This is a genomic window from Peribacillus loiseleuriae, from assembly GCF_001183985.1.
Taxonomy (GTDB): Bacteria; Bacillota; Bacilli; order Bacillales; family DSM-1321; genus Peribacillus; species Peribacillus loiseleuriae.
In genome coordinates this window covers 845374-869953 of sequence record NZ_LFZW01000001.1, presented here as the reverse complement: position 1 = coordinate 869953, position 24580 = coordinate 845374, and the positions used below count along the sequence as shown (strand labels likewise).

General features: G+C 36.9%; 25 protein-coding genes and 1 riboswitch. Of the genes, 7 read left to right on the top strand and 18 right to left on the bottom strand.

Annotated features, from left to right (window positions below; all coding sequences use genetic code 11):
- Nucleotides 1-86: 86 nt before the first annotated feature.
- Together panF and AC625_RS03875 are read right to left on the bottom strand one after the other, a co-directional pair.
- Entirely contained in the window at nt 87-1544 is a 1458-nt protein-coding gene (gene panF / locus AC625_RS03880) for a sodium/pantothenate symporter (RefSeq protein WP_049680082.1), read from the bottom strand.
- Nucleotides 1541-1825 (bottom strand): YhdT family protein, encoded by a 285-nt coding sequence (locus AC625_RS03875; protein ID WP_049680081.1) that lies wholly within the window; start codon nt 1823-1825, stop codon nt 1541-1543. The genes panF and AC625_RS03875 overlap by 4 nt, the downstream gene beginning before the upstream one ends.
- 641 nt (nt 1826-2466) lie before the next feature.
- Here AC625_RS03875 and AC625_RS03870 point away from each other — a divergent pair.
- From AC625_RS03870 to AC625_RS28105, 4 genes are all read left to right on the top strand, one after another.
- Nucleotides 2467-3156: a DUF969 domain-containing protein gene (locus AC625_RS03870; RefSeq protein WP_049680080.1), complete on the top strand. Its 690-nt coding sequence runs from the start codon at nt 2467-2469 to the stop codon at nt 3154-3156.
- Nucleotides 3153-4115 carry a DUF979 domain-containing protein gene (locus tag AC625_RS03865; RefSeq protein ID WP_049680079.1) on the top strand — a complete coding sequence of 321 codons (963 nt, stop codon included), beginning with the start codon at nt 3153-3155 and terminating at the stop codon, nt 4113-4115. The genes AC625_RS03870 and AC625_RS03865 overlap by 4 nt, the downstream gene beginning before the upstream one ends.
- A gap of 2 nt (nt 4116-4117) precedes the next feature.
- Nucleotides 4118-4765: a pyroglutamyl-peptidase I gene (gene pcp / locus AC625_RS03860; RefSeq protein WP_049680078.1), complete on the top strand. Its 648-nt coding sequence runs from the start codon at nt 4118-4120 to the stop codon at nt 4763-4765.
- An 817-nt stretch (nt 4766-5582) separates the two neighbouring features.
- Nucleotides 5583-5717, top strand: coding sequence for a hypothetical protein (locus tag AC625_RS28105; RefSeq protein ID WP_281177278.1), 135 nt, complete (start codon nt 5583-5585; stop codon nt 5715-5717).
- A 295-nt stretch (nt 5718-6012) separates the two neighbouring features.
- Here AC625_RS28105 and AC625_RS03855 read toward each other — a convergent pair whose 3' ends face one another.
- From AC625_RS03855 to AC625_RS03840, 4 genes are all read right to left on the bottom strand, one after another.
- Nucleotides 6013-6342: a hypothetical protein gene (locus AC625_RS03855; RefSeq protein WP_049680077.1), complete on the bottom strand. Its 330-nt coding sequence runs from the start codon at nt 6340-6342 to the stop codon at nt 6013-6015.
- A gap of 352 nt (nt 6343-6694) precedes the next feature.
- Nucleotides 6695-7225, bottom strand: a complete 531-nt coding sequence (locus tag AC625_RS03850) for a GNAT family N-acetyltransferase (protein ID WP_049680076.1) — start codon at nt 7223-7225, stop codon at nt 6695-6697.
- Nucleotides 7226-7268: 43 nt separating this feature from the next.
- Entirely contained in the window at nt 7269-8024 is a 756-nt protein-coding gene (locus AC625_RS03845) for an ABC transporter permease (protein WP_049680075.1), read from the bottom strand.
- Nucleotides 8021-8755: an ABC transporter ATP-binding protein gene (locus AC625_RS03840; protein WP_049680074.1), complete on the bottom strand. Its 735-nt coding sequence runs from the start codon at nt 8753-8755 to the stop codon at nt 8021-8023. Before AC625_RS03840 ends, AC625_RS03845 begins: the two co-directional genes overlap by 4 nt.
- Before the next feature lie 453 nt (nt 8756-9208).
- On the opposite strand from AC625_RS03840, the gene AC625_RS25400 reads away from it, so the two are divergent.
- Nucleotides 9209-9331, top strand: a complete 123-nt coding sequence (locus AC625_RS25400; protein WP_082190935.1) for a DUF4023 domain-containing protein — start codon at nt 9209-9211, stop codon at nt 9329-9331.
- Nucleotides 9332-9642: 311 nt separating this feature from the next.
- Here AC625_RS25400 and AC625_RS03835 read toward each other — a convergent pair whose 3' ends face one another.
- Both AC625_RS03835 and AC625_RS03830 read right to left on the bottom strand, forming a co-directional pair.
- On the bottom strand, nt 9643-10281 hold the full coding sequence (locus AC625_RS03835; protein ID WP_049680073.1) for an esterase/lipase family protein: 639 nt from the start codon (nt 10279-10281) through the stop codon (nt 9643-9645).
- A 211-nt stretch (nt 10282-10492) separates the two neighbouring features.
- The gene (locus AC625_RS03830; RefSeq protein ID WP_049680072.1) at nt 10493-11098 is read right to left on the bottom strand and encodes a methyltransferase domain-containing protein; all 606 of its coding nucleotides are present in this window, start codon (nt 11096-11098) and stop codon (nt 10493-10495) included.
- A gap of 478 nt (nt 11099-11576) precedes the next feature.
- Here AC625_RS03830 and mgrA point away from each other — a divergent pair, with 478 nt between their 5' ends.
- The gene (gene mgrA / locus AC625_RS03825; protein WP_049680071.1) at nt 11577-12569 is read left to right on the top strand and encodes an L-glyceraldehyde 3-phosphate reductase; all 993 of its coding nucleotides are present in this window, start codon (nt 11577-11579) and stop codon (nt 12567-12569) included.
- Nucleotides 12570-13627: 1058 nt separating this feature from the next.
- Here mgrA and AC625_RS03820 read toward each other — a convergent pair.
- The 4 genes from AC625_RS03820 to queC are packed head-to-tail and all read right to left on the bottom strand — an operon-like array spanning nt 13628 to nt 16040.
- Nucleotides 13628-14164, bottom strand: coding sequence for a VUT family protein (locus AC625_RS03820; protein WP_049683582.1), 537 nt, complete (start codon nt 14162-14164; stop codon nt 13628-13630).
- A gap of 19 nt (nt 14165-14183) precedes the next feature.
- Nucleotides 14184-14912 (bottom strand): 7-carboxy-7-deazaguanine synthase QueE, encoded by a 729-nt coding sequence (queE, locus tag AC625_RS03815; protein WP_049680070.1) that lies wholly within the window; start codon nt 14910-14912, stop codon nt 14184-14186.
- A complete protein-coding gene (queD, locus tag AC625_RS03810; RefSeq protein WP_049680069.1) occupies nt 14905-15381 on the bottom strand; it encodes a 6-carboxytetrahydropterin synthase QueD in 477 nt (158 codons plus the stop codon). The genes queE and queD overlap by 8 nt, the downstream gene beginning before the upstream one ends.
- On the bottom strand, nt 15381-16040 hold the full coding sequence (gene queC / locus AC625_RS03805; protein ID WP_049680068.1) for a 7-cyano-7-deazaguanine synthase QueC: 660 nt from the start codon (nt 16038-16040) through the stop codon (nt 15381-15383). Before queC ends, queD begins: the two co-directional genes overlap by 1 nt.
- Nucleotides 16041-16093: 53 nt before the next feature.
- A riboswitch (PreQ1 riboswitch) is annotated at nt 16094-16137 on the bottom strand.
- Between the two features lie 231 nt (nt 16138-16368).
- On the opposite strand from queC, the gene AC625_RS03800 reads away from it, so the two are divergent.
- Nucleotides 16369-17409, top strand: coding sequence for an outer membrane protein assembly factor BamD (locus AC625_RS03800; RefSeq protein WP_049680067.1), 1041 nt, complete (start codon nt 16369-16371; stop codon nt 17407-17409).
- A 239-nt stretch (nt 17410-17648) separates the two neighbouring features.
- On the opposite strand, the gene AC625_RS03795 is transcribed toward AC625_RS03800, so the two are convergent.
- From AC625_RS03795 to AC625_RS03770, 6 genes are all read right to left on the bottom strand, one after another.
- Nucleotides 17649-18626, bottom strand: coding sequence for a 2-hydroxyacid dehydrogenase (locus AC625_RS03795; RefSeq protein WP_049680066.1), 978 nt, complete (start codon nt 18624-18626; stop codon nt 17649-17651).
- Between the two features lie 281 nt (nt 18627-18907).
- Nucleotides 18908-19816, bottom strand: coding sequence for a DMT family transporter (locus tag AC625_RS03790; protein WP_425415474.1), 909 nt, complete (start codon nt 19814-19816; stop codon nt 18908-18910).
- Nucleotides 19817-20329: 513 nt separating this feature from the next.
- On the bottom strand, nt 20330-21064 hold the full coding sequence (locus AC625_RS03785) for a GntR family transcriptional regulator (RefSeq protein WP_049680064.1): 735 nt from the start codon (nt 21062-21064) through the stop codon (nt 20330-20332).
- Nucleotides 21065-21243: 179 nt separating this feature from the next.
- Nucleotides 21244-21735 carry a hypothetical protein gene (locus AC625_RS03780; RefSeq protein WP_049680063.1) on the bottom strand — a complete coding sequence of 164 codons (492 nt, stop codon included), beginning with the start codon at nt 21733-21735 and terminating at the stop codon, nt 21244-21246.
- Nucleotides 21736-22365: 630 nt separating this feature from the next.
- Entirely contained in the window at nt 22366-22632 is a 267-nt protein-coding gene (locus AC625_RS03775) for a phosphocarrier protein HPr (RefSeq protein WP_049680062.1), read from the bottom strand.
- A gap of 395 nt (nt 22633-23027) precedes the next feature.
- On the bottom strand, nt 23028-23525 hold the full coding sequence (locus AC625_RS03770) for a sigma-70 family RNA polymerase sigma factor (protein WP_049680061.1): 498 nt from the start codon (nt 23523-23525) through the stop codon (nt 23028-23030).
- Between the last annotated feature and the right edge of the window lie 1055 nt (nt 23526-24580).

The window sequence follows — 24580 nt, the reverse complement described above, 5'->3', positions numbered from 1 at the left end:
CTTTAGTTAATAAAAAAGCGCCATGCACCATCGATAATACAGATGATGCACGACGCTTTTTCCTATTCTGTACAGATATCAGTTGCTCATCCATTTGATTCTAAATGCAGATTTGATGAAAGTACGTATTTATCTGTCATCTTACTAATAATTACATAAGCAATGAGTGATAAAAAAACAGGTAAAACAACGGTGTGCATGCCTAAAGCGTTTGGATTGAGTCGGTCAAATAAAATATAGGATCCCATCCCGACAATCATCGATGAAATGGCTCCATATTTATTTCCTTTACTCCAATAAAGCCCAAAGACAATCGGCCAAATAAAGACTGATTCTAACCCACCGAATGAGAATAGATTTAACCAAATGAGCAAATCTGGTGGGCTTAAGGCAAAGAGGATCACGGAAACCCCTATTAGTGTCGTAACCCAAAAGCTCGCTCGTTTCACCTGATTTTCGGTAGCTTTTGGGTTTAGATAGTTTAAATAAAGGTCCTTTACAATCGCTGAACTAATCAAAATTAATAGCGAGTTCACGGTAGACATGATGGCGGCCATTGGTGCAGCGAGTACGAGGCCTGCTAAAAATGGCGGTAAAACATCTAGCGTGAGCGTCGGCATGACTTTATCGCCAATTTCAATGCCCGGTAGAATCGCTCTTGCAAAAACGCCGATTACATGCATCCCAAGCATAATTGTTCCGATGACAAAAGTTCCGATGATGATTGCTTGATGCATTCCCTTTGAATTTTTATAGGACATCGCTCGCACTGCGATTTGCGGTAAACCAATAACCCCAACTCCTACTAAAATCCAGAAAGAAGAAACATAAATAGGTGTTAAATCTCGTTCCGCTCCATAAGGGGAGACAAGGTTTGGATTTTCCGCCACAAGCTCTTGAATAATATTGGGTATGCCACCACCAGCTATAATAGTAGCGACTAGTAAAATAATCGTACCCAATAACATGACGACCCCTTGAACGGTTTCGGTTAAAGCGACAGCTCTAAAGCCACCAATTATGACATACACGAGAACTGAAACAGCAAAAATAAACAATGCTGTAGTATAAGACAAACCTGTCAAAGATTCAATCAGCCTTGCTCCCCCTACCCATTGCGCGGCCATCGAAGAGAATAGAAACACGATGATACTAATGGCCGATATGATGACAACGGCCTTACTTTTATACCTTTCCTTCAAAAAATCAATTAAAGTAATCGCCTTGTATTTACGTGCGATAATTGCAAATTTCTTTCCTAAAACCATTAATACAAAGTAGCCTGCGGGAAGCTGTGCCATGGAAAGAAGAACCCATCCAAGCCCTTTCGTATATGCCACCCCTGGACCACCGATAAAACTACTAGCACTTCCATATGTAGCAATCATCGTCATGGCTAATACAAATCCACCTAACTGTCTATCGCCAAGAAAATATTCTTGGAGAAAGGAGTCTGTTGATCGAACGTACCTACTTGCCCAGAAACCAACAGAAAATATAACGACTAAGAATAAAAGTAAAGGAATAATAACTTGCCAGTTCATGTGTGATCCCCTCTTTCTTCTTCCTCTTCAAACGAAACTTCCTTGAACAGGAATTTCACACTAAATACAACAAGGATGAACATCACAATAAAACTTAAGACACAGCTGTAAAAAAACCATTCTGGCAGGCCAAACACATAGTTATAAGAGGCTGGGTCACCTGAACCTAATCCGTAAGCAAAACCAAACCACAAAATAAAATTTATTACAACAAGTGCGACTCCTATTTTTGCTTCCTTATGGGCTATTTTAAATCGTTTGTCTTTCATATAATCCTCCATCTTTACTAGTCATTTCAAGATCATTAAACAAGTGCGAACATGTAAGGCTGCTTTCCTATACAACTTAGATTCCAAGGTACAATTTTATCACTTTTCGATAGCATACTGAAGCCCTCGTCACTATTTGACTAACTTTAGGGAGTAGAGGTAGCACTCATGTCCACTAAATCGTACATTTGAGGAATCAATAACAAAGCCTAGATGTATGAAAGAAAAGACCCACAATATCAAAGAAGAAACTCGACAATTTTACGTCTCCATTTCACTTACTCCTCCTCACTTGTCTTTTCTTCAGCTTGAAAATGGGGAGAATGCGTGTTTAATGATGATTATATTCATTTTTTGAACTTCACCTTCATCAACACCTATTTCAATTACCACTTATCTAATTCGACTTTTCATTTGATGATGAATAAAATGCCAAGAATAAATTAATTTCACATAAAATACTGACTATCTATCCTTCTTATAATTATGCTAAAATAACGTTTATATAAAATTAAAGAGGTTGTCCCATATGTAAAGGGTCAGATACTAACCGCAATATACAGTTCAAATTAAGCGTATGTATCACTATGAACTGTGTGTAGAGTGCGTGATTAGACCCTTTTTTAGACATTATTCTAAGGAGATGTGGTTAGATGGTTTTAATTGGAGTTGCCTTAATTATTATTGGCTTTGCAATAAGGTTAAATCCGCTTGTTGTCGTGACAGTTTCCGGTTTGGTAACAGGCTTAATTGCAGGTTTACCTATCGTGGATATTATTACGCAATTTGGGGAAGCATTCACAACGAATCGTTATATGTCGATTTTACTCGTAACACTTCCGGTAATTGGGCTTTTAGAGAGAAGTGGGTTACAAAATCAAGCAGGGCACCTCGTTTCAAAAATTAAAGCAGCGACGGCCGGTCGAATTATCACTATTTATTTACTGTGCCGTGAAGTTGGAGCTGCTCTCGGATTACTTAGCATTGGTGGGCACCCTCAAACCGTGCGACCTCTTCTTGCACCGATGGCTGAAGGAGCTGCTAAGGCAAAATATGGTGAAGTGCCAGAGGAAGATCGGGAAGAAATTCGTGCCCATGCGGCGGCGGCTGATAATATCGGCTTATTTTTCGGTGAGGATATATTTGTCGCCGTTGGGGCGATTTTATTAATGAAAGGCTTCTTTGATCAAAATGGAATTGAAGCAGATCCAATTTCAATGGCGCTTTGGGGAATTCCAACAGCGATTTTCGCCTTTATTGTTCATTCAATAAGACTTTACTTGTTGGATAAAAAGCTTGATCGTAAATTAGGTTCAAAAGCTAAGAAGGATGTGATTCGATGATTTTTTCAGTAGAATTTATTTACATTGTAATGGGGATCATTGGATTATGCTGTTCCTTATATACTTTTGCCGATAAAGCGAATCCTCGTCGACTTTTATCCGGATTATTTTATTTCATCTACTCCATCACTCTATTATTAGGAAGTGTTATACCACCATTTTATATTGGGCTAATGGTTATTTTGATGGTACTTATCGTTGGTATGGGTGGGCTTCGCAAAGGAAAATATGGTGAATCATCCGATCAACAGCGAGAAACACAGCGTAAACGTTTAGGCAGTTGGTTATTCTTACCTGCCCTACTTATCCCCCTCTTAACAGTTGCCGGAGCAAAAGGATTCGAAGGAGTAAAAATTGGTTCCTTATTTATCTTTGACCCCAAAAATACAACCTTAGTTGCATTAGGTGTGGCCTGTTTGATTGCAATTATTACAGCGATGATGTTGACAAAAAACACCCCACAAACAGCGATAAAGGAATCTCGCCGACTTTTAGAAGCAATTGGCTGGGCTGTTGTATTGCCACAACTTTTAGCAACATTAGGAACAATCTTTACAAAAGCTGGAGTCGGAACAGTTGTATCTGATCTCGTGACTCAGTTCATTCCGGAAAATTCCTTATTTATGATCGTTTTTGTATTCTGTATTGGAATGGCACTATTTACGATGATTATGGGAAATGCATTCGCAGCGTTTCCGGTAATGGCTGCTGGCATTGCTGTACCATTTTTGATTACAAAATTTGACGCAAATCCGAATCACATTGCTGCAATCTCTATGTTTGCTGGTTATTGTGGAACACTTATGACACCAATGGCAGCAAATTTCAATATCGTTCCTGCCGCCTTATTAGATTTGAAAGATAAAAATCATGTCATTCGTGTCCAAATTCCAACAGCATTACTAGTGCTTGCATTCAATATCGTACTTATGTATTTACTTGTGAAATGGGAGGTTTAATGATGAGAAAAAAGGTATTGATAACTGGCTTCGAGCCATTCGGGAATGATACAGTAAACCCAGCTCTAGAAGCAGTCAAGCAATTAGAAGGTGTTATCATAGATGACGTAGAGATCGTAACTCAAGTAGTGCCTACTGTCTTTCACGATTCAATCAAAGCCGCGATAAAAGCGATTGAAACATATGAGCCAAATGTAGTCATTTGTGTTGGCCAAGCTGGGGGACGTACACAAATAACTCCTGAGAGAATCGCCATTAATGTCGATGATGCACGAATTCCAGATAATCAGAAAAACCAACCAATTGATGAACCTATTTCAGAGGACGGCCCAGCTGCATATTGGTCAACTTTGCCGATCAAACGAATGGTTCATCATATGAGGAAAGATGGAGTCCCTGCTTCCGTTTCCAACACAGCGGGGACTTATGTTTGTAACCATCTATTTTATGGATTAATGCACTATTTAACTAATCACGCGTCGCAAATCCGTGGCGGTTTTATCCATATTCCATATATTCCAGAGCAAACGATTGAAAATGGTTCTCCTAGTTTAAGTCTTGATGTTATTGTACGTGGGCTCAAAACCGTAGCAGTCATTGCAGCTACTGAAAAAGATGATATTCGTGAAATTGGTGGCACAATACACTAATCTCTCATTATGATACGTACTAAAAACCTTACTTTATTTAAAGAGATGTCGTCTATTTAGGCTGACATCTTTTTTATGAAGGACATGGGGACGGGCTTTTCGACTTATTAGGATAACCAATCTACTTTAGCAGGTATACTTTCATGATCTATAATGCATCCGAAATTCTTGCTCCGCACCGCCACCATTGATTAGGCGAGTATAGCGTGCTTCATGATAAATCCTTCATAGCAACAGATGACGTTTTAACGCCATTCGGATTTTATTCGACAATACTTTGGATTTACGAATAGTCTCTGTAAGGAAGACAATCCATCATCTATACACTGAAAAGAATTTGAAGTCACCAAGAAGTAAATTGTCCTAGTATTATGTCGAAATTTGATTAACAGAAACATTTGCAAATGTAAGCGTTTTCTATTAAAATCATTTATAGGCGGATGACATGCGGGGTCATCATTGTAATTGGCGAAGGCGGGGCCAATACAGAAGATTTTTTATAAACATAGTATAGAAGAAATGAATATCGTGTTTAAAGGCCAACATCTAGTATGAAGGGCGTCTTCATTCATAAATACCCAAACTTCCTACAATAAGCTGGGGGTTTCGGAGCAACATTTTCTTACTCACGAATTAGTGTTATTCGTTCATGCTTCTTAGGATAGTGTAGCTCTTTCCCCTCTTTACCTTCATACAAAAAAATGGATTATACCATTCATTTAAACTTCACTATTTTTTTACTTTTCATGTATAAAAGAATCATAGTTTGGCAATTATAATAAAAAGGCAGTTTACTAGTTAAATGGAGGTGAATCTATTGCAAATGGACACAAAAAGGCTGACCGATTTTTTTCAAGAAGATCGATTTGAATTAAACTCGTACCTCACTTATATGTTTAATCAATTTGATGATTATGCACCAAAACCATTGGAAGACCAAATGATAAAGTGAAAGGAAAGACATCATGATTATAGGAAAAAGTTAAGCGACTTGGTTATTCTAAAAAGATAATCAGGTCGCTTATTGTTATTAGGATTGACCTAAACGCGGCTCGGAAATTTTCATTTTAGTATGAAGGACATGGGGACGGGACTTCGCGACTTACTCATATAGCCAATCTACTTAGCAGGTATACGGATTTTATCGAGAAAAAGCAGCCAAAATTCCGGCTCCGCACCGCCACCAGTGTGATTAGGCGAGTGTAGCATGCTACTGGATGGCTCCCTCACGGTAAAGGGTGGCGGTTTTAACGCCAGATTCGTTTTGTATGTAACTGATCTTGATCACGATAAGAACGATAGGATACAATCTTTTGGTCAGCCGTATGCACGTCTAACTGTAAAATATGAGAATCCCTCATTTCTAAATAATAGTGAATCCCCTCTTTTTCCAAATGATAAAACGAATAGGAGATCCCCAAAAGAGTGCGGTTCATCCTTTGTGTTTCTGAATGATGAAGTACATAGTCCGCCAATTCTTGGATCGTAGTATATGTTCCTGTAATGGCAGATTTCACAAGGACAGCTGCTTGTCGAAAAGTCGATTTTACATTGTCCACAATTTGATTCAATTTCATAATGATTCTTCCTTCCAATTCGTTTGATGTTTAATTGATGGTATAAATATTATTTGTTTTTTTGCTGCGATACATTCAGACCTAAAGATGATCTTGGAACTTTCACCCTTTTTACTTAACTTCTACCAACCTTGCAACATTCTCCCCGCATCTCTTACATATACCTTTGAGAACAACACCCAATTTGTCATTATGCAACGTAAGTTCTGTAATTGTAGTCTCTCCACATGAGGAGCAGTAAACATTGTTTATGAGGATCTGTTGTATATTCTTAGGAAGCTTCGACCATTTTGAGCTGCTTTAAAATCAATTACTGACATTTCACTAACTCCGTTTCATTCAATTAGCTGACTCATGTAAAGAATTCTTTCGCATATTCTACGGTTCCAGTAACAGAATGTAAGGCTCCCGATTTCAGCTCCAATGCCATAAACGCTTCATTTGGTACTTCAAACGGTGCCATTATCCCATATTTGCTTGCTGGAACAAATCCAAAACGCGGATAATAATCTTTATGCCCGAGCACAATCACAGATCCAAACCCAAGCGATTTTGCTCGATTTATTCCCTCTAGAATGAGCTTGCTACCAATCCCTTTACCTTGGTAATTAGGTAAAACTGCAACTGGTGCAAGTGCAAGGGATAGGCGCTTTTCCTTACCATTATGTATCGTGACTTTTGTAAATAAAATATGACCCACAATGTCGTTCTCAATCATGGCAAGCAAGGAGAGCTCTGGAATTAAAGCATCACTCTTTCTCAGTCTCGCCACTAGATTGTGTTCATCATGGTCTGTATACTCTGCAGTCTCAAAAGCTGACTTTATCAGAGTTTCGACTGTTCGATAATCCGAACTGGTTTCTTGTTTGATTGTAATGTTCATGCTTATCACCTTTCTTTTTACTTGAATTCACAAATCTTGTATTTTACCAAGCACTGATATCCAATTGCTGATCCTTATTAAATAACTTTGGATAAATGAGAAACGCTAAGATAATAGCGGTCAGGACTGCTGCAAACAAGATCATAAATACAATCAATAGTTGAAGACGAATAGCTTGTACAGGGTCAGCTCCAGCTATAATCTGTCCGGTCATCATGCCAGGAAGCTGGACTAGACCAATTGTTCTTTGCCCTTCAATCGTTGGGATTAAACTGGACCGTATGGATTGTTTTAAGATTGGATAGATGGATTGTTTGACACTGCCTCCAAGTGATAAGACGAGCACCACTTCTTCTTTTCTCATTTCCAACTCAGCTTTTAAACGATTTAAGAAAAGATTGGCGATAACCATTGAGTTCCCGATAATCATCCCACTAATAGAAATAATATATTGCGGAGTCGCCGGTACAATCTGTAATCCCAGTAAAAACCCTTGAGTGATAATCTCAACGATACTAATCGTTAAGAAAATTTTCCAAAAAATACGTGGCAAACCTTTGCCGCGTTTTGCTGCATTTTTAGTTGCTACGAACACCATAACTAGAAGCATCAAAATCATAGCGAGTGGATTCTCAAAACCGAATACCGTGTTAAGAATATAGCCAACAATCAATAATTGAATGGTGGCCCGAATACTCGTAATAATCAAGTCTCGACCAAGTCCCAATTTAAATGCTTGCGAAAGAAAAAAGGAAAAAATAACAAATCCAAAACTGCAGAGAAGGGCAATCAAGCTCATTTGTACCCCCTCCTCAACTCCAAAAATTGTTTCGTTTGCTCTTCTTTTGGCTTAACAAAAAATTGTTTAGTAGGAGCCGCTTCGACTACTCTTCCATCGATTACGAGCCACGTTTGATCGCCTACTCTTTCTGCTTGCGATTGATCATGAGTAACCCAGAGAATCGTCGTATTCTGTTCACGGTTAATCCGTAAAATAAGTTCTTCTACCTCATGTGCAGACAAAGAATCCAATGCAGATGTCACTTCATCGAGCAATAAAATAGCTGGATCGTTCACAAGTGTTCTAGCAAGCGATAATCTTTGTCTCTGCCCACCTGAAAGCTCTTTGGCCTGACGTGATAAATGATCTTCTGTCAGTCCGACAAACTCCATATACTTCTTTGGATTTTCTAACGTTCTACCCTGCAGTCGTAAAGGCAAAGACAAATTATCAAGTACTGTTCCCGTGAGCATAGGAGCACCTTGAAAGGCAATACCAACCCGCCGTCTAAGCTTTTGGATATCCCAATTTCGAACATCCTTTCCTTGAATGCGTACCTCCCCTTCATCAGGAGTAAGCAACAAATTACAAAGAGATAAAATCGTACTCTTCCCTGATCCCGATGGTCCAATAATAGTGACAATCGACCCTTTTTCTACCTCCCCACTAACCCCTTTTAATACATGCACTACCTCCTGCCGATTCAAATATGTCTTACTGACGTTTATAAATTCAACTTCTGTAGTCATAGTTGGTAGCCATCACTCCTCATCACCCTTCTTCATTACAGAGTATATACCATATAGTTTCTATTTTTTATATTTTAAAGCACTTTTTGCAAACTTTGTTGTTTATACAACGATTTTTCGCAAGTTTTGGTGCTTTACTAACCTACTTGGACTGTTTATTCTCCAACTAACGTGCTCCTTTCGATACTCGTCTATTTCCCTCCCCACCTTTTGGAATTCATTTGCTAAAAGTTAGTATGATACAAGCGAAATGTATGAGGAGTAATCAGATTGATTGGCTTATAACTTTGAGGGTTAGGGTTAGACGCTACAACTAAGCACCAAACTTCTTAATAAAAAATATACCTCTTTATTGCGTTAATGCTGAATAAAGAATTTCCGTTTGTTGGTTGTACATCTTTCTAAGGTTTTTGGTTACATTAAAAACTACTTGATAAACGAGGAGGAATAACGATGAAAAAAGAAAGCACACATGACTATGTTGAGAAACTACATGATACACAGAAAAAAGAGGAGCAAAATAAAAAGAGGCAAGGTAACGGTCATCCTGAAGAGAAATTACCTAATAATCAGTAACGACTACAAATTTATCGTCCTAAAAATCAGGTTAGTGGATTGTTTGGGAGATATTATTCGATTCAACTTGAAGCAACTCTTTCATTCGGCTGTATTTGAAAAGTAGCCAATCACTTTATTACTATGCGCTTTTCTATACATTTTTTAGAGAAAAAAAGGCTACCCGATAAGTCAATAGTACGACTTTAGGATAGCCCTTGTTTTCTCTATAAATCAAGTATCTAGCAGTATTGAAACTCTCAATCCATATCATTCTTGATTTCTGTCTATGCTTAATATTGTTAAACTAAGCTCAAGATAAGAATCTTTTGTTAATTTGTATTTTCTCCTCCGCCATTCAACCCTTCTTTAATCAGCTCGTAGACTTTACTGTTGACGAGCATTCCAACATGGTCTACACCGCTGATTTGAACGTTTTTCGCTCCCTGAAGTGTTGAAAGCCAAGTGGGTACCACATAGTCATTGGTACTGTAAATCGAAGTATAACGGATTTTATGGTTAGGATCTGTACCTACGGGAGCTTTCGATGTTACATATTTGTTTGGAGAACCCAACGTTACCACATCGTTTACCTTGCTTCCCCCACCATTGAGAATATAAGTCAGGGTATTCAGGCCTCCCGCACTGTGTCCAATAATATCAACCTTGCTCTTTCCTGTTTTCTTTAACACTTCATCTACATAAGAAGCAAGTTGTTTTTGATTATTCAAACTAACACCAGATTTATTCATCAATTCAATAGCATACAGTTCATCATCGGACCAGCCTTGTTTTTTCAGGTAATTTTTTATGCCGTAAAAGGCTGCGCTGTTTCCGCCTGCACCGTGAATGAAGATAACTGGATCATGACCATCTGTCTGTGCTTTGGAAACAGAAGGCTGAATAGTAACCACAGAAAAAATAATGGCCATGCAAATCATTAGTGAAAGTAGCAATCTCTTATTTTTCATAATTTCCCTCCTATGTGTTTGACTGCTTTCTTGCTACCTTAAGTGTTATACATTTTGGAGGGAGAAACAACCGGCAACTTTTTCTAACTCTGGTCACCTGCTGGTATTTAATTGACAAGAGAAAAATCCTTCCTCTTTAACCGACATACTCAATCACCAGAGGATGTCCCAAATGCGTGTCCCCTCTTTGGAACAACCTCCATATATCCTTCTAATAAACTAATCGATAAATTAAAAATTTCTCATAAGGATTATGCGCATAGTCTGGCAGGATGACTTCTTCTTTTAATTCAAATGACGTTTGGTTCTCTAAAAAATAGAGATAATCATCTGAAGGATAATACAAAATCAGCTCGATTTCCCGTTTGAATTCCTCAACTGAAAGCAAGATATTGTTAATAATCTGCATAAAAATTTGAATAGAGAATGGATTAAAAAAATAATAACGATTATCTAACGGATTCATCTGATATTCTTCTGCTAAGCAGCAATGGAAATGGATTTTATCTGTCCTGTTTTTTGCTTTTTTCATATATCTTGTTCGATTTTCAATCGCTTCTTTACAAAACCTTTCGTTCATTTCAATCCCAACAACAGTCGCCTGAAATAAATGATAGATATAAAAATTTAACCGCCCTTTTCCACAACCAAAATCAACAACCCGATCACTACTTTTCAATTCATAGGTGTTAAATAATATTTCGAGCGCACTGTATGGTGTTGGCTCATACCGATGATAATGCATAGAATGATTGAATCCCTTTTGATCACCTGCTGTTTTTATGTTTAGTAATGCATCATAATACTGTTCATTCATGGACTCGCCCCCCATTTTAAACTTCGATTTTAATCATATAGATTTTTCTAGATGATTAATGGATTCATTCAAACAAGGCACCCAGAAGTTTGAGGATCTTCAATCCTTACTTCTTTACTTGTACTTTTACAACCTTTTTGACTATTGGAATTCCCTAATAACCTGCAAAAATACAAATGAGTTAAATAATCACATTATTTATGTTAACTATTGCTCTATTAAATGTAAATGTCTGCTAGTTGGATAAAACTGATCATTTAATTTGCTGCATTAAATTATACACAATATCAAAAATTACTACTATTTTTTATTTATGATCACATACACAAAGTGACTGTAGACATTCCTATCGTACCGCAATGGTAAATTACTTAATATCCAGCTCGTTTGAAAACGCTTTATATTAATAGTTTAAAAATATCGACAATTGAAGGTGAAGTATTATAATATGAAGTATCACTTCTTTAGGAGGTTTACAATGGTTTATAGAGCGGATGATACAAGATATGACACAATGAAATACAATAGAAGCGGGCAATCTGGACTACAACTTCCAGCGATTTCACTTGGCCTATGGCATAACTTCGGCGGAGTGGATCCATATGAAAATGGGCGCGCAATGCTCAGAAAAGCATTTGATCTAGGAGTCACCCATTTTGACCTAGCAAACAACTATGGTCCTCCTGCAGGATCTGCGGAAGAAATGTTCGGAAATATATTAAAAACAGATTTTGCTCCTTACCGGGATGAAATGATTATTTCATCAAAAGCTGGTTATTATATGTGGCCAGGCCCATACGGTGAATGGGGGTCGAAGAAGTATCTTGTCGCAAGTTTAGATCAAAGTTTAAAGCGCATGGGGCTGGATTATGTCGATATTTTCTATTCACATCGTCCAGATCCGAACACGCCTTTGGAAGAAACGATGGGTGCGTTAGACTCAATCGTTCGCCAAGGGAAAGCATTATATGTAGGCATTTCGAGTTATAATGCGGAACAAACAGAGGAAGCGATTAAAATCCTAAATCGATTAGGCACACCACTCGTCATTCATCAACCAAGCTATTCCATGTTGAACCGCTGGATTGAGGATGGCTTACAGGATGTATTACAAGAAAATGGTGTTGGATCGATTGCTTTCTGTCCTTTAGCACAAGGTCTTTTAACAAATAAATATCTAAATGGCATTCCGACTGATTCCAGAGCTGCTAAATCTACTGGTGCATTAGGAACGGATCAAGTGAGTGAAGACGTTGTAAATCGCGTAATAAAATTAAATCAAGTGGCAGCTGAACGCGGTCAAAACCTGGCGCAAATGGCACTTGCTTGGGTACTAAGAGGTGGAAAGGTTACTTCTGCATTAATTGGCGCAAGCCGAGTAAGTCAAATCGAAGAAAATGTTGCTGCATTAAATAATCTTTCATTCTCTCAAGAAGAACTTGATAGAATTGAAGATATTTTAAAAAGTTAATGATTGAAAAGGGGATGTTCCGTTATCTCCTTGTTTTTTTCCACCATAGTATACCTAAAAAGATCATCAAAGATTCATATTAAAAGAGTGGCAATCTGTTGACCACCACTCATTTATTCAAACATACTATTTAAGGTGCTCCTTTATCAAATAACCTTCGAAATCTCATTAAGTTACTTTATTATTCAGGACAAAGATCTAAAGCATCATAAAACAATGCATATTCAACAGTTAGCTGGGATCCAAAAAAGTAGATTTCAAGTCGATATTATTTTCACATATAACTTCATTCACATTTTGAATAGGAACGGATTTCCTTCCCTCCCTCTCCTTTAAGCCAATCGTCTAGGGCAACCAATCCTTTTACATCATTTTCTACTTGTTTCATTTATTCTGCAAGCTCAACAATTTTTCAATTGTAGCATCGATTCCCTTATGTAACGCATCTACATCTAACATTTTCATTTAGTCTGCCTCCTCTTATCCTTTCAAACAAGGAAGCTGGTAAGGTGGTTTTCTTTGTTCCTAAAATAATGATCAAGCTCCCCTCTCTTTTTTCCTAATATCACCTACAATTATATCTAGTCCGCAATTTTATGGTAAATAGGTGGAAAGAAGGGGAGTTGGAAGATCAAGTAAGACATTTAACCTATTCTAGGTTTTATTTATACGGATAATATTTCAAACAAACTAAAACAAAAACACTAGCGTATCGTTTTTATAAAATTGACCTGTTGTATTTTTAAATGCAATATCCAGTAGATTTGACGATGGATATACCGCCAACCAGTCTTATATAAAATTCTTTTTTTATTCACGTTTCCGTGATGATCAAGAGAATAGCCCAAATCTTGACCACTTTACGTATGGCCAAAATTTGGGCTATTTTATGGAGCTAGATAAACAAAAAATGTCTTCGTAATCAATTAAATACCAATTAGATAATAATCTCTTTGATCTCATCTAGACCTGTAAGAAAAGGACTAAAAGAGCCTACATGCGATTATAAATCTTTATCTTCTTATTTTTATCCTTCTCAATGTATATTCAAAAATGATTCAAGCTATCTCTACTTGGTTCCGCGAAATGATTACACGATGGAGCACCATTGCGCCAAGGCTCTGTATAACGGTCTTCACAATCACTTGACCAAGAATTGCAAAAGGTACAGCTTCCCATGGTAGGAAATTAGCACCCAATGGGCTTAAGCCAATAATGACAAAGATAGCAGAATCAAGAACTCCGCCAACTAGCCCGCTGTAAAAAACTCGCCAAGCCATCGGGAGCTTCAATCTTGAGTAAATTTCCGTATCAGTTGTTTCTGAGATGACAAACGAAATGGCGGACGCAAGAACGATTAATAATGTGTCTCCCAATATATATGACACAATCGCCGACAAAGCTAAAGCGATTCCGATTGCCAAATAGGTTTTCTTTCTGCCAAATGCATTTTGCACCAAATCTCTTAGGATAAAAGTTGCCCCGATAAATAGCGTTCCCATTGGCACAATAAATACACCAATCGATAAAGGTGCGAAAGAAGCTGTCACAACATTGGCTGTTACAATGGCAATTAAATATAGTAAAATTCTAATCATTTATTATCCCTTTCTCTTACACACCTCGTTTGTTTCCCCATACTAGTGCATGGAGCTGAGGGAGTACTTTAATTTCTTTTAACTCTTCATCTTGTATCACACGATCGATTAACTCTTCATATTTTTGCAGCAAATGAGTAATTAACACAGCATCATTTACAGTCTTCGTATCATCATTCCCCACCTGCATGTAAAAAGGAATGCCAGGGTATCTTCTATGAATTGCCTTTGCATAGTTAAAATCAGCATCATTGAATACAACGACCTTTAAACTCACATTTCCTGAAAAATCGTCTGACATGAGCTTATTGAGGATCATATCAAGTGAGTCAAAGTTTGTGATCATCCCTGAACTAGGCGGTTTAGGTGAAATCGTCAGCTCATTAATCGAAAGCATCCAATCTTGCCACTTTGACCCTTGCGTTTCAAGACAGGTTTTCATGTTTTCTTGCTTTAATAATTGGACCAATCCAGTAAGATTCTTCAATAGAGCTGGGTTTCCACCGGAGATGGTTACATGAGAAAAACCATCTCCTCCTAGTTCTTTTAACTGACACCAAATTTCGTCTGGCTCCATTTGCTTAATGAGATGTTTACCCGATCCATCCCATGTAAAAGACGAGTCACACCATGAGCAAGCATAATCACAACCCGCCGTTCTAACAAACATCGTCTTTTGACCGATGACCATGCCTTCCCCTTGAATGGTTGGTCCGAATATCTCCATAACAGGAATTTTACTCATGTTCCATCCACTCCCTTTTTGCCTCGGCATAGCTTGTCGGCGTTTCATAAAGACGGACAAATTCCACCCTTGCTCCATCATATTGTTCTTGTCTCTTGTTTAATGCGTCCGCCATTTTTTCATAAATCCAAACGACCATATTTTCAGCAGTTGTATTCATTAGCGGCAACGTCTCGTTTAAATATTTATGATCAAGAAAAATTTCAATCTCATTTTTCCAAATTTCTTTAATATCGCCAAAATCAATGAGTAAGCCACGATCATCGATAAAACCACTAAGGCCAAAAATGACCCGATAAGTATGGCCATGAAGATTTTTGCATTTCCCTTCATAACAATGTAAATGATGGGCCGCATCAAAAGTAAATTCCTTACTAACAAGTACTCGTTTAGCATGATATTTTAATTGATCGGATTTAATATCTTCATTGATCTTTTGCAATTTATCTACTACGCGAAAGCCATACATTAATTCTTCACCTTCTGACTCAAGTAGTCATCAAGGCCTTTTCGACGCAATTTACAAGCCGGACAATCCCCGCAACCATCTGCCATGATTCCGTTATAACAGGTTAGTGTCTTATTACGAACAAATTCCAAAACATCTAACTCATCCGCCATGCCCCATGCCTCCGCCTTATTCATCCACATAAGCGGTGTATGAATAACAAATGGCTGATCCATCGATAGATTTAACGTCACATTCAATGATTTTATGAAAATATCTCGGCAGTCCGGATAGCCGCTAAAGTCTGTTTCACACACACCTGTAATAATATGCTTGGCTCCGACTTGGCTGGCAAGTACCCCAGCAAAAGATAAGAACAACAAATTTCTCCCCGGAACAAAGGTGGAAGGAAGCTCCCCCTCTTCTCCATCACTCACGGCAATGTCATCACGCGTTAATGCATTAGGCGCCAATTGGTTGAGCAGCGACATATCCAGAATATGATGTTTAATCCCAAGTTCGTCGGCAATCTGCTTGGCACAATCAATCTCTAACCGATGGCGCTGATTATAATCAAACGTAACTGCCTCAACTTCCTTAAACTGCTTCATCGCCCAGAATAAGCAAGTCGTACTATCCTGACCGCCACTAAAAACTACTACTGCCTTCTCTTGCTTCATTAAAAAAATCCCCTTTTCGACAGAAAAACAGCACTACTAAGAAAGCAGTACTGTTTTCCTTAGTTTTTTAGAGAGGGTAGCTAGAAACCTCTACCGTAATGAAACGGATTTATATTTACATCAGTTCATTTTAGACTAAAATCAGTAGATCTTCAAACTAAAATTAGAAAATGCATATTTGGGTACATCCACTTGTATCAGAACTTCTTTTTTCATAAGTATACTCTGCCTTTACATACACTCAAACATCTCAGAAATTTAAGACAAAACCTTGATCATTTGGTAGAATTTGATTTGCTGTTGAATTACATAATAGAATGGAGAGCATATGAAATCAACAATCAAGATACTAGCACTTATCATTGTTAGCTTATTATTACTCGCATCTTGTTCTAATGACAAATATCAAAATGCTATGGACAAGGGGATCGAAAGCTTGATAGTAAAGGATTATCACCAGGCAGCTATCTATTTTGAAATAGCTTTAAAAGAAAAAGCAGGAGACGAAGATGCCTCTTCCTATTTTGATCAGGCCACTCAAATGAAAAATGCGCTGAGCGCCTATGAACAAAAACAATATGATTCTGCCATTGACTCACTTAATACAGTTATGAATCATAGAAATGGATTAAAAACCTTGCAGTCAGAAGCGAAAAGTCTTCGAGACCTTATCCATTCAGATCAAAGTATCACAGCTTCTTTCCAAAAAGACCTTGACCTTGTTAAAAGCCTGATCACAAAAGAGAGCTACAATTTAGCAGAAGAAAAGATTCAGCTTTTACAAAAAGACATCGAAACAAACAAAGTTTTAGCCGACTATCAATCTGAAGTAACTAAACTATCTGTACAAGTAACAGTAGCTTTAACTACCAATGAGCCTGTCCTGCAACAAAATGAAACAGGTAATAACGAAGTAAAATCAAACAGCAAAAAGAACAAAAAAAAGAAAACTGAAACATTCAAGTATCGGTCATATGAAAACGATCGCTTTGGTTTTTCGATGCAATATCCTGAAGGTTTAAAGATGGATACCCCGCCTACTAATGGGGATGGAGCAAGTTTCTATAATGCAGAATTTGAAGTCACTGCTTATGGCGGTCATACGAATACTGTGAACGAAGGAGAATCAATCGAAACCTATTACCAAGAAGAAATAAATAGCATCCCTGGACAAATTGCCTATCAAAAATTTACAGATGATTGGTATGTAGTTTCCTACGAAGAAAATGGGCAAATCTTCTATAATCAATTCTTCTTTGGTCAAGAAATCTTCAATAAATTTTCCATTTCCTACCCGGCAAATAGACAAGATCAGTATGGTCCGGTTACGACCTATATTGCCAAAACATTTGCTCCGTCTGCTCAATAGTATCAGGAAAAGGCACATGCTTGTACGCTAGTGCCTTCTTCTAATTCTTTTCTTAATTGGTTATCCCTCAATCTAAAACACAATTCTTATAAGCTTTTCTATCTCAACTAATTAGATTTAGCTCCTTGTCCAGCACTTTGGGAGGAGACTGTCACCTACTAAAAAAACGGATAGCCCCAAAAGGACTATCCGGCAATTCTACTATTTTATTTCCACTAATTATTCCGATCGCTGTGCAGCTACTTTACCTGTATCCTATTATTAATCCACGTAGGTGGAATTTCCCCTTGTAATCCGGCAACCAGGTTCGTTGCTGCTAGCATCGCCATTTTCAAGCGAGTTTCATAAGTTGCGGAACCGATATGTGGCAAAGCGACAACATTCTTCATCGAAAGCAATGGATTATCCGAATTGACCGGCTCTTTTTCAAAAACATCTAGTCCAGCTGCATGAATTTCTCCACTATCTAGCGCATGAATTAAAGCGCCTTCGTCCACAACTTTTCCTCTTGAGCAATTGATAAAAATCGCCGTCTTTTTCATGAATTTGAACTCTCTTTTGCCAATTAACTTTTCAGTCTGAGGAGTAAGTGGTGTCATTACACATACAAAATCAGACTGCTTTAGCAAATCTTCCATCGAACAATATGTAGCCCCATACTTTTGTTCGGCTTCGTCATTTCTAGATCTATTATGATATAAGATATCCATATCAAATCCAAAATGAGCTCTTTTGGCAACCGCAGAGCCAATTCCACCCATTCCGATAATTCCTAATACTTTATGATGGACATCCAACCCAAACCACTTTTCCGCGAGATTGTTTCCCCACTGTCCTGCCTTAACCCTTTGATCCAATTCTGGCATCCTTCTAGCCGTTGATAAAATTAATCCCATAATCGTATCTGCAACTGTCTCGTTCAATACTTCTGGCGTATTCGTTGCCATAATCCCGCGCTCAGACAGCTCTGTCAAGTCCAAATTGTCGTAGCCGACCGAAATATTGCACACAATTTTTAAACATGGGGCCTGATCTAGTAAACTCTTATCCACCTTTAATCCTGAACCTAATATACCCTGGGCGTCCTTTAACTCATGTAGAAATTCAGGATAGTTTTGTGAATCAAGCTTCTCAAAATAAACAACCTGACAAGTCTTTTGAATAAAATCCAATACACTTTGATCCACTTTCTTATAGACAATGACTTTCAGCTTCATGACTATTCCCTCTCTTCCAATAATATAAGTATTTCTAGACAACTGGAATCCATTATGGTTTGCTATCTGTCCGTACCATTATTATTACACACAGATAATTACAATCTCTATTAAATTACAATATCTTTTAAAGTTTCAAGTAACTCCAACAGCGGAATAAGTTATAAAACGTAACCCCTGCGAGAAAATTTCCGGTGCAACTTTATTGCAAAACTACAAAAAGCATAATCCTTCTCATGCTCTTCTACCTAATCGCATCCGAAAGCTTCTAACTCCTTCATTTAAGGGTTAAGATTCCCTTCAATTGTTTCATATTTTCCATTCTTTTTAGGTTTTACTAACGTATAAACCATACCACTAAAAATTAATAGTATATCGATAATCTGCATCAAAGAAGGTCTGAACCCTACAATGATAATATCTAATAATATAGCTACGGCAGGATCAAGAAAAACCAAAGCAGATATTACTGATGTAGGCAATTTTCTTAGACTATCAAAGAATAAATAATAGACTAACCCTGTATGGATAAAGCCTGTCCCCAAAATAAATAGCCAGTTAAAAAATGTTAAATTATCAAACTTACTCAAATCAATAAATGGAAATAATATGATGATTCCAATGAAGGTCTGAACAAAAGTCATCGCATAAGCACTTAATTGGTTAATGCCTTTACCTAAGAGCATGGTCATTGCATAACATATCGCTGCAAGTAAAGCCCATATAAATCCTGAATTTACTAAGTCTGTTAATGATGAATAACCATTCGTACCTACTACTAATATACTGCCAAGAAAGCATACAACTATAGCTATCAACGACATTATATTCATTCTTTCTTTTAAAACAAGACTTCCCAAAATCAAAACGAATATTGGGGCTAAATGATAAATTGAAATAGATATAGTAATAGACATTTGCTCAAATGCTTTAAATAGAAATACCCAATTCAATACTAAGAATATGCCACATATCAATGTAACTAATAATTCACGCTTATTCCATACCTCGACTTTGTGATGACCTGTTAATAACCAGCATAAGCTTAGAAAAATCGTTGCAAAAATACACCGAACGAAAACTAACTCAATCGCTGGAACACCTGTCTTCACTGTAAAAAAACCAATTGAACCAAAAATAGACATAGCTAGAATCATTTTGAACATTGCTGCTAATTTCACGTTGTACAACCTTTCTTTCATACTATGAACTTTTTAATTGATGATTAATAATCTAAAATTTCCTCTTGTCTGGATAAACATATAATCATTATTTGCTCGTCTTTTCTTTTCATATAAACTCAAGCTTAAAGAGCCTTTTGCAATGTGTTTTTCATTTTCTCTACAAATTTATGACGTCTTTCTGGCGATAGTTTCAAAAGAATATAAAATCCCGTCTCTAAGAGACGAGATTTGAACTCGCAATACCACTCTTGTTTAATAAATAGCTCACAGATTGCTCAACAACAAATAAGCGTTGTTATTCTCTTTACTAACGTACAATCATACGTTGTCCCTCTAACAGTGGAATCCGCAAAAATTTTCGGCCACTACTTTTATAAAGGAATACAGATTTTTCGAAATCTCCATTTAACCAAATATTCTCCTAGGAAGTTTATGTGCTCCCATCCTAACAGGGATATATGAGGCAGAAATTCCTCTAGTTTTAAAATTTATAGGGTCTATTGTGTGTTATTCCATTAGCTATTTGTAAATATTTAATTTTATCTTCGAGAACTGTTGCGGTATATAAAATTTATTATACATTAATGGGTATTCTGAATTGCCGTAAAGGCTTTCCAATAGTAAAAAACATTCATTTTGACCGATTAACTTTTCTTTCTTGTTGACTAGATTAACAGTACGGGTATATTTGATTTCAATTTCTCCATGGTTGGCATTCAAATACGCTTGGTTCTCTAGAAAATCCAGTAGTTCATCCTTATTATTTAAGTCCAAGGATAAACTTTCTACCGTTTGCATGGACATAAAAGTAAAAGCATAGGCTACTAAATCGTCTCCCTTTCTATACAAACGTTCTAAAGCTACTACTGTAGATGAATCTCTTTTTAATACTTGTTTCGTATAATTCGTTTCCGTATCCAGTCGGTAATGTGTATCAATTCGGTCAAATGTACTTATATGGCACTTATGCACGGGATTACTTAATTTTTCTAATTGAACTCCCTCTTGTTTATAAAACGAATCGATCACAAAATTTCCTTTCCCGCGTATATTTCTTACTAATCCATCATCTTGCAAAAGTGCTAAAGCTTGTCGTAAAGTTGCTCGACTAATCCCTAGACTACTTGCTAAATCTGGTTCTGAAGGGAGTCTACTGCCTACAGGGTATTCTCCTTTCGTAATTTGAAGCAGGAGCTCGTCATATACATTTATATAGAGTGGTCTTTTCAATTTATCTAGTTTATTTGTTTTCATTTAGTCCATCCGTATCCTTTTCTAAAAAAATTATCAAAAAGGGGCTGTCCCATAACAAAAGGGTCAGACCTTGCGACGACTATATACAGATTATAATATACTGTGTATAGAGTGCGAGGTCAGACCCTTCTTTTAACTTGATGTCTTTAGTTCCAGTCATCTAATGATTTCTTTGAAACTTATTTTCTCCAAACTTCATAAATCATTTCTTTAAAAATCTCATTTAATATCGCGTTTTTTTGCTTAGATAACCATTCCTTTTGGTCGATTGGTAAATTTAATTTTAACGTTACTTTCTCATTGGGCATTTCAACTTTTCTGATTTCTTCTAACGTGATGCCTTCTTCTATGTTTGGAAAAAACGACTCGTTTTCCGTCACCTTTTCGAAATCATGATACTCTTCTAGATCATTCAATTCACAATATAAATTAAGCTGAGGCAATGTTCCCGACCATATTTTCAGTTGCATAATTGAACCGATAATTCGGCCATCTTGTAACTCGATCTCGATAATTAAATTTTCCTCCTTTTTATATTTTTTTACGATTACCTCACTAACAATCATATTTAACTCCAATGTATTTCCAGTACTAGTTACAAATATATAGATTGCGCTTTTGAAGACATGGATATTTTCTCCATCAATTTTTACAGATTTCACTTCAACCATGAAACATCCCCCTTCACATGTTCATTTTACAAAAGAATAGGACAGTAACACTCCGGCGCAATTTGATCACGTAAAATTTGTGATTATAAACAGGATCTATCACTGTATATTGAGGTATCATCCTTCTCAAACAAATATCAGTCATGTTAATGCCACATATTTAGTATCTCTTGGTCTAACTGCTATCGTAAAAGATCCTAAAGAAAGTCACTCGTAGTCTAAGAAACTAACATTTCTTATAAACTTTTCCCTACATTGATTCGTGTTTTCATTAAACTATCTGGGACTATTCGTGAACTTTTTTCTTCTGAAATGTATCATCATTCACATGCACACTAACTCTGCTTTTTTAATTTTCAATCGTTTATCGATTTAATTATTCCTATTATGGCACAGTTTCATAATTTTCGGATATTTAGTAAATGAAAAGGCTCAGATACGACTTTTTCACCGAAACTATTTTCCCCATTTCGAAGGCATTTGCACTGGATGCGAGTAGATAAATAAAAGTGATTCACTTAAATAATTGTGTATAGTTTTCTAGACACAACAAAAAAACAGACGAAGATTTCTTCATCTGTCCAAATTCAAGTGTTTATTACACTTACCAAAGGTATGCCACCATCTAAATTATTCTGCAAGACCTGTATGATTCATCGTATCTGATAAAGCAACAATGGCTTCATTTGCATCAGAACCTACAGCCGTTATTTTGATTACTGCATCATTGGGAATACCAAGGGACATCACACCCAAAATTGATTTTAAGTTGATTGATTTACCTTTATACTCCAGACTAATATCAGCAGTATATTGACTTGCCGTTCGTACTAGGTTTGTTGCTGCACGTGCGTGAATCCCTGTTTCATTAATAATTGTGCATGTCTTTTCTGCCATGTTAAATCTCCCCTACGTTATATTGTGACTTATTTGTCGATTTCAATCCAAACAGGACGTAAATAACTCAAGAATACGTATTCCAATAGTCTTAAACGGAGTCTTTTTACTTCTTCATTTAACAGCCACAAGTTTATGTCTATTCACAATACGGGTTCGATATGTGCAGATTCAGAGATAATAAATGTCTATATGAACAATGACCTAAAATCAAATGAAGTTTATATGAAAAATAATTCATTGTAAGGGCAGGATATAATTCCTGTTCTTTTTACTGTAGTAAATCCTTGTGAAACCGATCGTCTAATAAAATTACCTGCAAAATCACTTTTCTAAAATGAATTTGCAGGCCATACATCTTCATAGCTCTTTCATTTCTTCAAATTGAGTTTGCATCAAATATAGTGTTCAACCAAGTTTTTTTGCAGTTTCATAATAGCCGATTTTCGCCATGATTTTACGGCACTGTTAGAAACTCCATAAATATCAGCCATTTCACTAATACTCAAATGGTCCCGAAATGTGCCGATTACCCATCGCTTTTGCGCTTCTGTAAGATTTTTGCAATAACAGGATAAATACTCGGACTCCAGATGAAGATCACAGGATGATAAAGCAGGATCTTCAGCCATGACACTTATGTCCGTTACGGTGTAAGTATCATCGATCCGTACATTTTTCCGAAGTTCATTTAATAGTTTTCCTTTGATCACTTTATAGGCATACGTAGAAAATAAGGCACCCCGACTGGAATCAAATTTCGTTTGTGCCTCCCACAATGCAATCAATCCCACTTGATAGAATTCTTCTTGATTCTTATAAATGGACAAAGACTGAATAATACTGTAAATCATCGGTCTATATTGTTCAGCCATTTCAGTGAATTTTTCCAAAGACTTTGCCTTTCGAAATATGCATACTTCTTGAATTCCTAGGTAAGTCCACCGTACAGAATTTCAAGCTGCTTGACGAAAGGCGAAATCAAGCATTTGGATTGAAAAATATAGAAATTTTTAAGTGATTCCTATTCCAAAACCGTGTTTTCCACGAAGCAAATTAAGAATTTGCATCTATCTTTGCCAAATATACATAAAACCTAAATAAGCCATCAAATAATGGCATAATTGAGCGCTGCACTACCACAGAGGATGAAAGTGGAAACTACTGCCTATATTGATTATATGGCTGGCGAAGAAGCTCGATACATTATGATGCCATAGAGCCCCCCCATCCGTTAGCCTGACGTAAACGATCACGGCTCATCATAGACTATCGCACCCTTTTGGGGTAGCGCTTATGGGGATTAATCCTTTTTGATAAGTTGTACCAGCTTTGCCTTTATTCTAAAAAAGAAGGTAGAGCTATGATTATTCAATGGCTCAACTTTTTTCATAAGCGATTTTCCTAGGCCTACTTTATTATGGGCTTTTTAATTTGAATGGGAGTGAATGAATGTACTACTCCAACATAGCTGATAATTTCCCCCTCTAATTTACATACCCCATTTATAATAGCCTAACAAGAACAGTAAAAGTATGAGGTCAAGCATGGTTGATAGTGTACATTTTTCCTGACTATGTTACTTTTTATCAGCACTTGTCCATTCATTATTTTCTGAGTGCGTATATTAAGAGAGCCAGCTAATCAGACTGAAAGGAGGATTAATCAAATGCTATTTTTTGGTTTCGGTCGAAGAGACCTGCTTTTTCGTAACACCTTTAGAAGAAGACGGTTTTTCCCTTTTGAAATCGAAATAGAGAGAAGAAGACGTAGATTCTAATTAAACAAAGAAAAGAATTGTATGTAGACTTGGACGAAGATTATTCTGATAATCAAAATCAAGCTTCCATTGTACAAAATTCTGTCCGAAGGGTAGATAACTTAGGATATTCCGAAAATATATTAGAAGTTTCTTGGCCACCAATAGGGCATCGCTCTTTTTTTAAAA

What these genes read in the sequence shown, in the direction of transcription:
- AC625_RS03785 (WP_049680064.1), bottom strand. Translation starts at nt 21,064, where the DNA reads ATGAAAACAAATAAACTAGATAAATTGAAAAGACCACTCTATATAAAT.
- AC625_RS03840 (WP_049680074.1), bottom strand. Translation starts at nt 8,755, where the DNA reads ATGACTACAGAAGTTGAATTTATAAACGTCAGTAAGACATATTTGAAT.
- AC625_RS03780 (WP_049680063.1), bottom strand. Translation starts at nt 21,735, where the DNA reads ATGGTTGAAGTGAAATCTGTAAAAATTGATGGAGAAAATATCCATGTC.
- mgrA (WP_049680071.1), top strand. Translation starts at nt 11,577, where the DNA reads ATGGTTTATAGAGCGGATGATACAAGATATGACACAATGAAATACAAT.
- AC625_RS03775 (WP_049680062.1), bottom strand. Translation starts at nt 22,632, where the DNA reads ATGGCAGAAAAGACATGCACAATTATTAATGAAACAGGGATTCACGCA.
- panF (WP_049680082.1), bottom strand. Translation starts at nt 1,544, where the DNA reads ATGAACTGGCAAGTTATTATTCCTTTACTTTTATTCTTAGTCGTTATA.
- AC625_RS03830 (WP_049680072.1), bottom strand. Translation starts at nt 11,098, where the DNA reads ATGAATGAACAGTATTATGATGCATTACTAAACATAAAAACAGCAGGT.
- AC625_RS25400 (WP_082190935.1), top strand. Translation starts at nt 9,209, where the DNA reads ATGAAAAAAGAAAGCACACATGACTATGTTGAGAAACTACATGATACA.
- AC625_RS03835 (WP_049680073.1), bottom strand. Translation starts at nt 10,281, where the DNA reads ATGAAAAATAAGAGATTGCTACTTTCACTAATGATTTGCATGGCCATT.
- AC625_RS03850 (WP_049680076.1), bottom strand. Translation starts at nt 7,225, where the DNA reads ATGAACATTACAATCAAACAAGAAACCAGTTCGGATTATCGAACAGTC.
- AC625_RS03795 (WP_049680066.1), bottom strand. Translation starts at nt 18,626, where the DNA reads ATGAAGCTGAAAGTCATTGTCTATAAGAAAGTGGATCAAAGTGTATTG.
- queE (WP_049680070.1), bottom strand. Translation starts at nt 14,912, where the DNA reads ATGAGTAAAATTCCTGTTATGGAGATATTCGGACCAACCATTCAAGGG.
- AC625_RS03870 (WP_049680080.1), top strand. Translation starts at nt 2,467, where the DNA reads ATGGTTTTAATTGGAGTTGCCTTAATTATTATTGGCTTTGCAATAAGG.
- pcp (WP_049680078.1), top strand. Translation starts at nt 4,118, where the DNA reads ATGAGAAAAAAGGTATTGATAACTGGCTTCGAGCCATTCGGGAATGAT.
- queD (WP_049680069.1), bottom strand. Translation starts at nt 15,381, where the DNA reads ATGTATGGCTTTCGCGTAGTAGATAAATTGCAAAAGATCAATGAAGAT.
- queC (WP_049680068.1), bottom strand. Translation starts at nt 16,040, where the DNA reads ATGAAGCAAGAGAAGGCAGTAGTAGTTTTTAGTGGCGGTCAGGATAGT.
- AC625_RS03855 (WP_049680077.1), bottom strand. Translation starts at nt 6,342, where the DNA reads ATGAAATTGAATCAAATTGTGGACAATGTAAAATCGACTTTTCGACAA.
- AC625_RS03875 (WP_049680081.1), bottom strand. Translation starts at nt 1,825, where the DNA reads ATGGAGGATTATATGAAAGACAAACGATTTAAAATAGCCCATAAGGAA.
- AC625_RS03800 (WP_049680067.1), top strand. Translation starts at nt 16,369, where the DNA reads ATGAAATCAACAATCAAGATACTAGCACTTATCATTGTTAGCTTATTA.
- AC625_RS03845 (WP_049680075.1), bottom strand. Translation starts at nt 8,024, where the DNA reads ATGAGCTTGATTGCCCTTCTCTGCAGTTTTGGATTTGTTATTTTTTCC.
- AC625_RS03865 (WP_049680079.1), top strand. Translation starts at nt 3,153, where the DNA reads ATGATTTTTTCAGTAGAATTTATTTACATTGTAATGGGGATCATTGGA.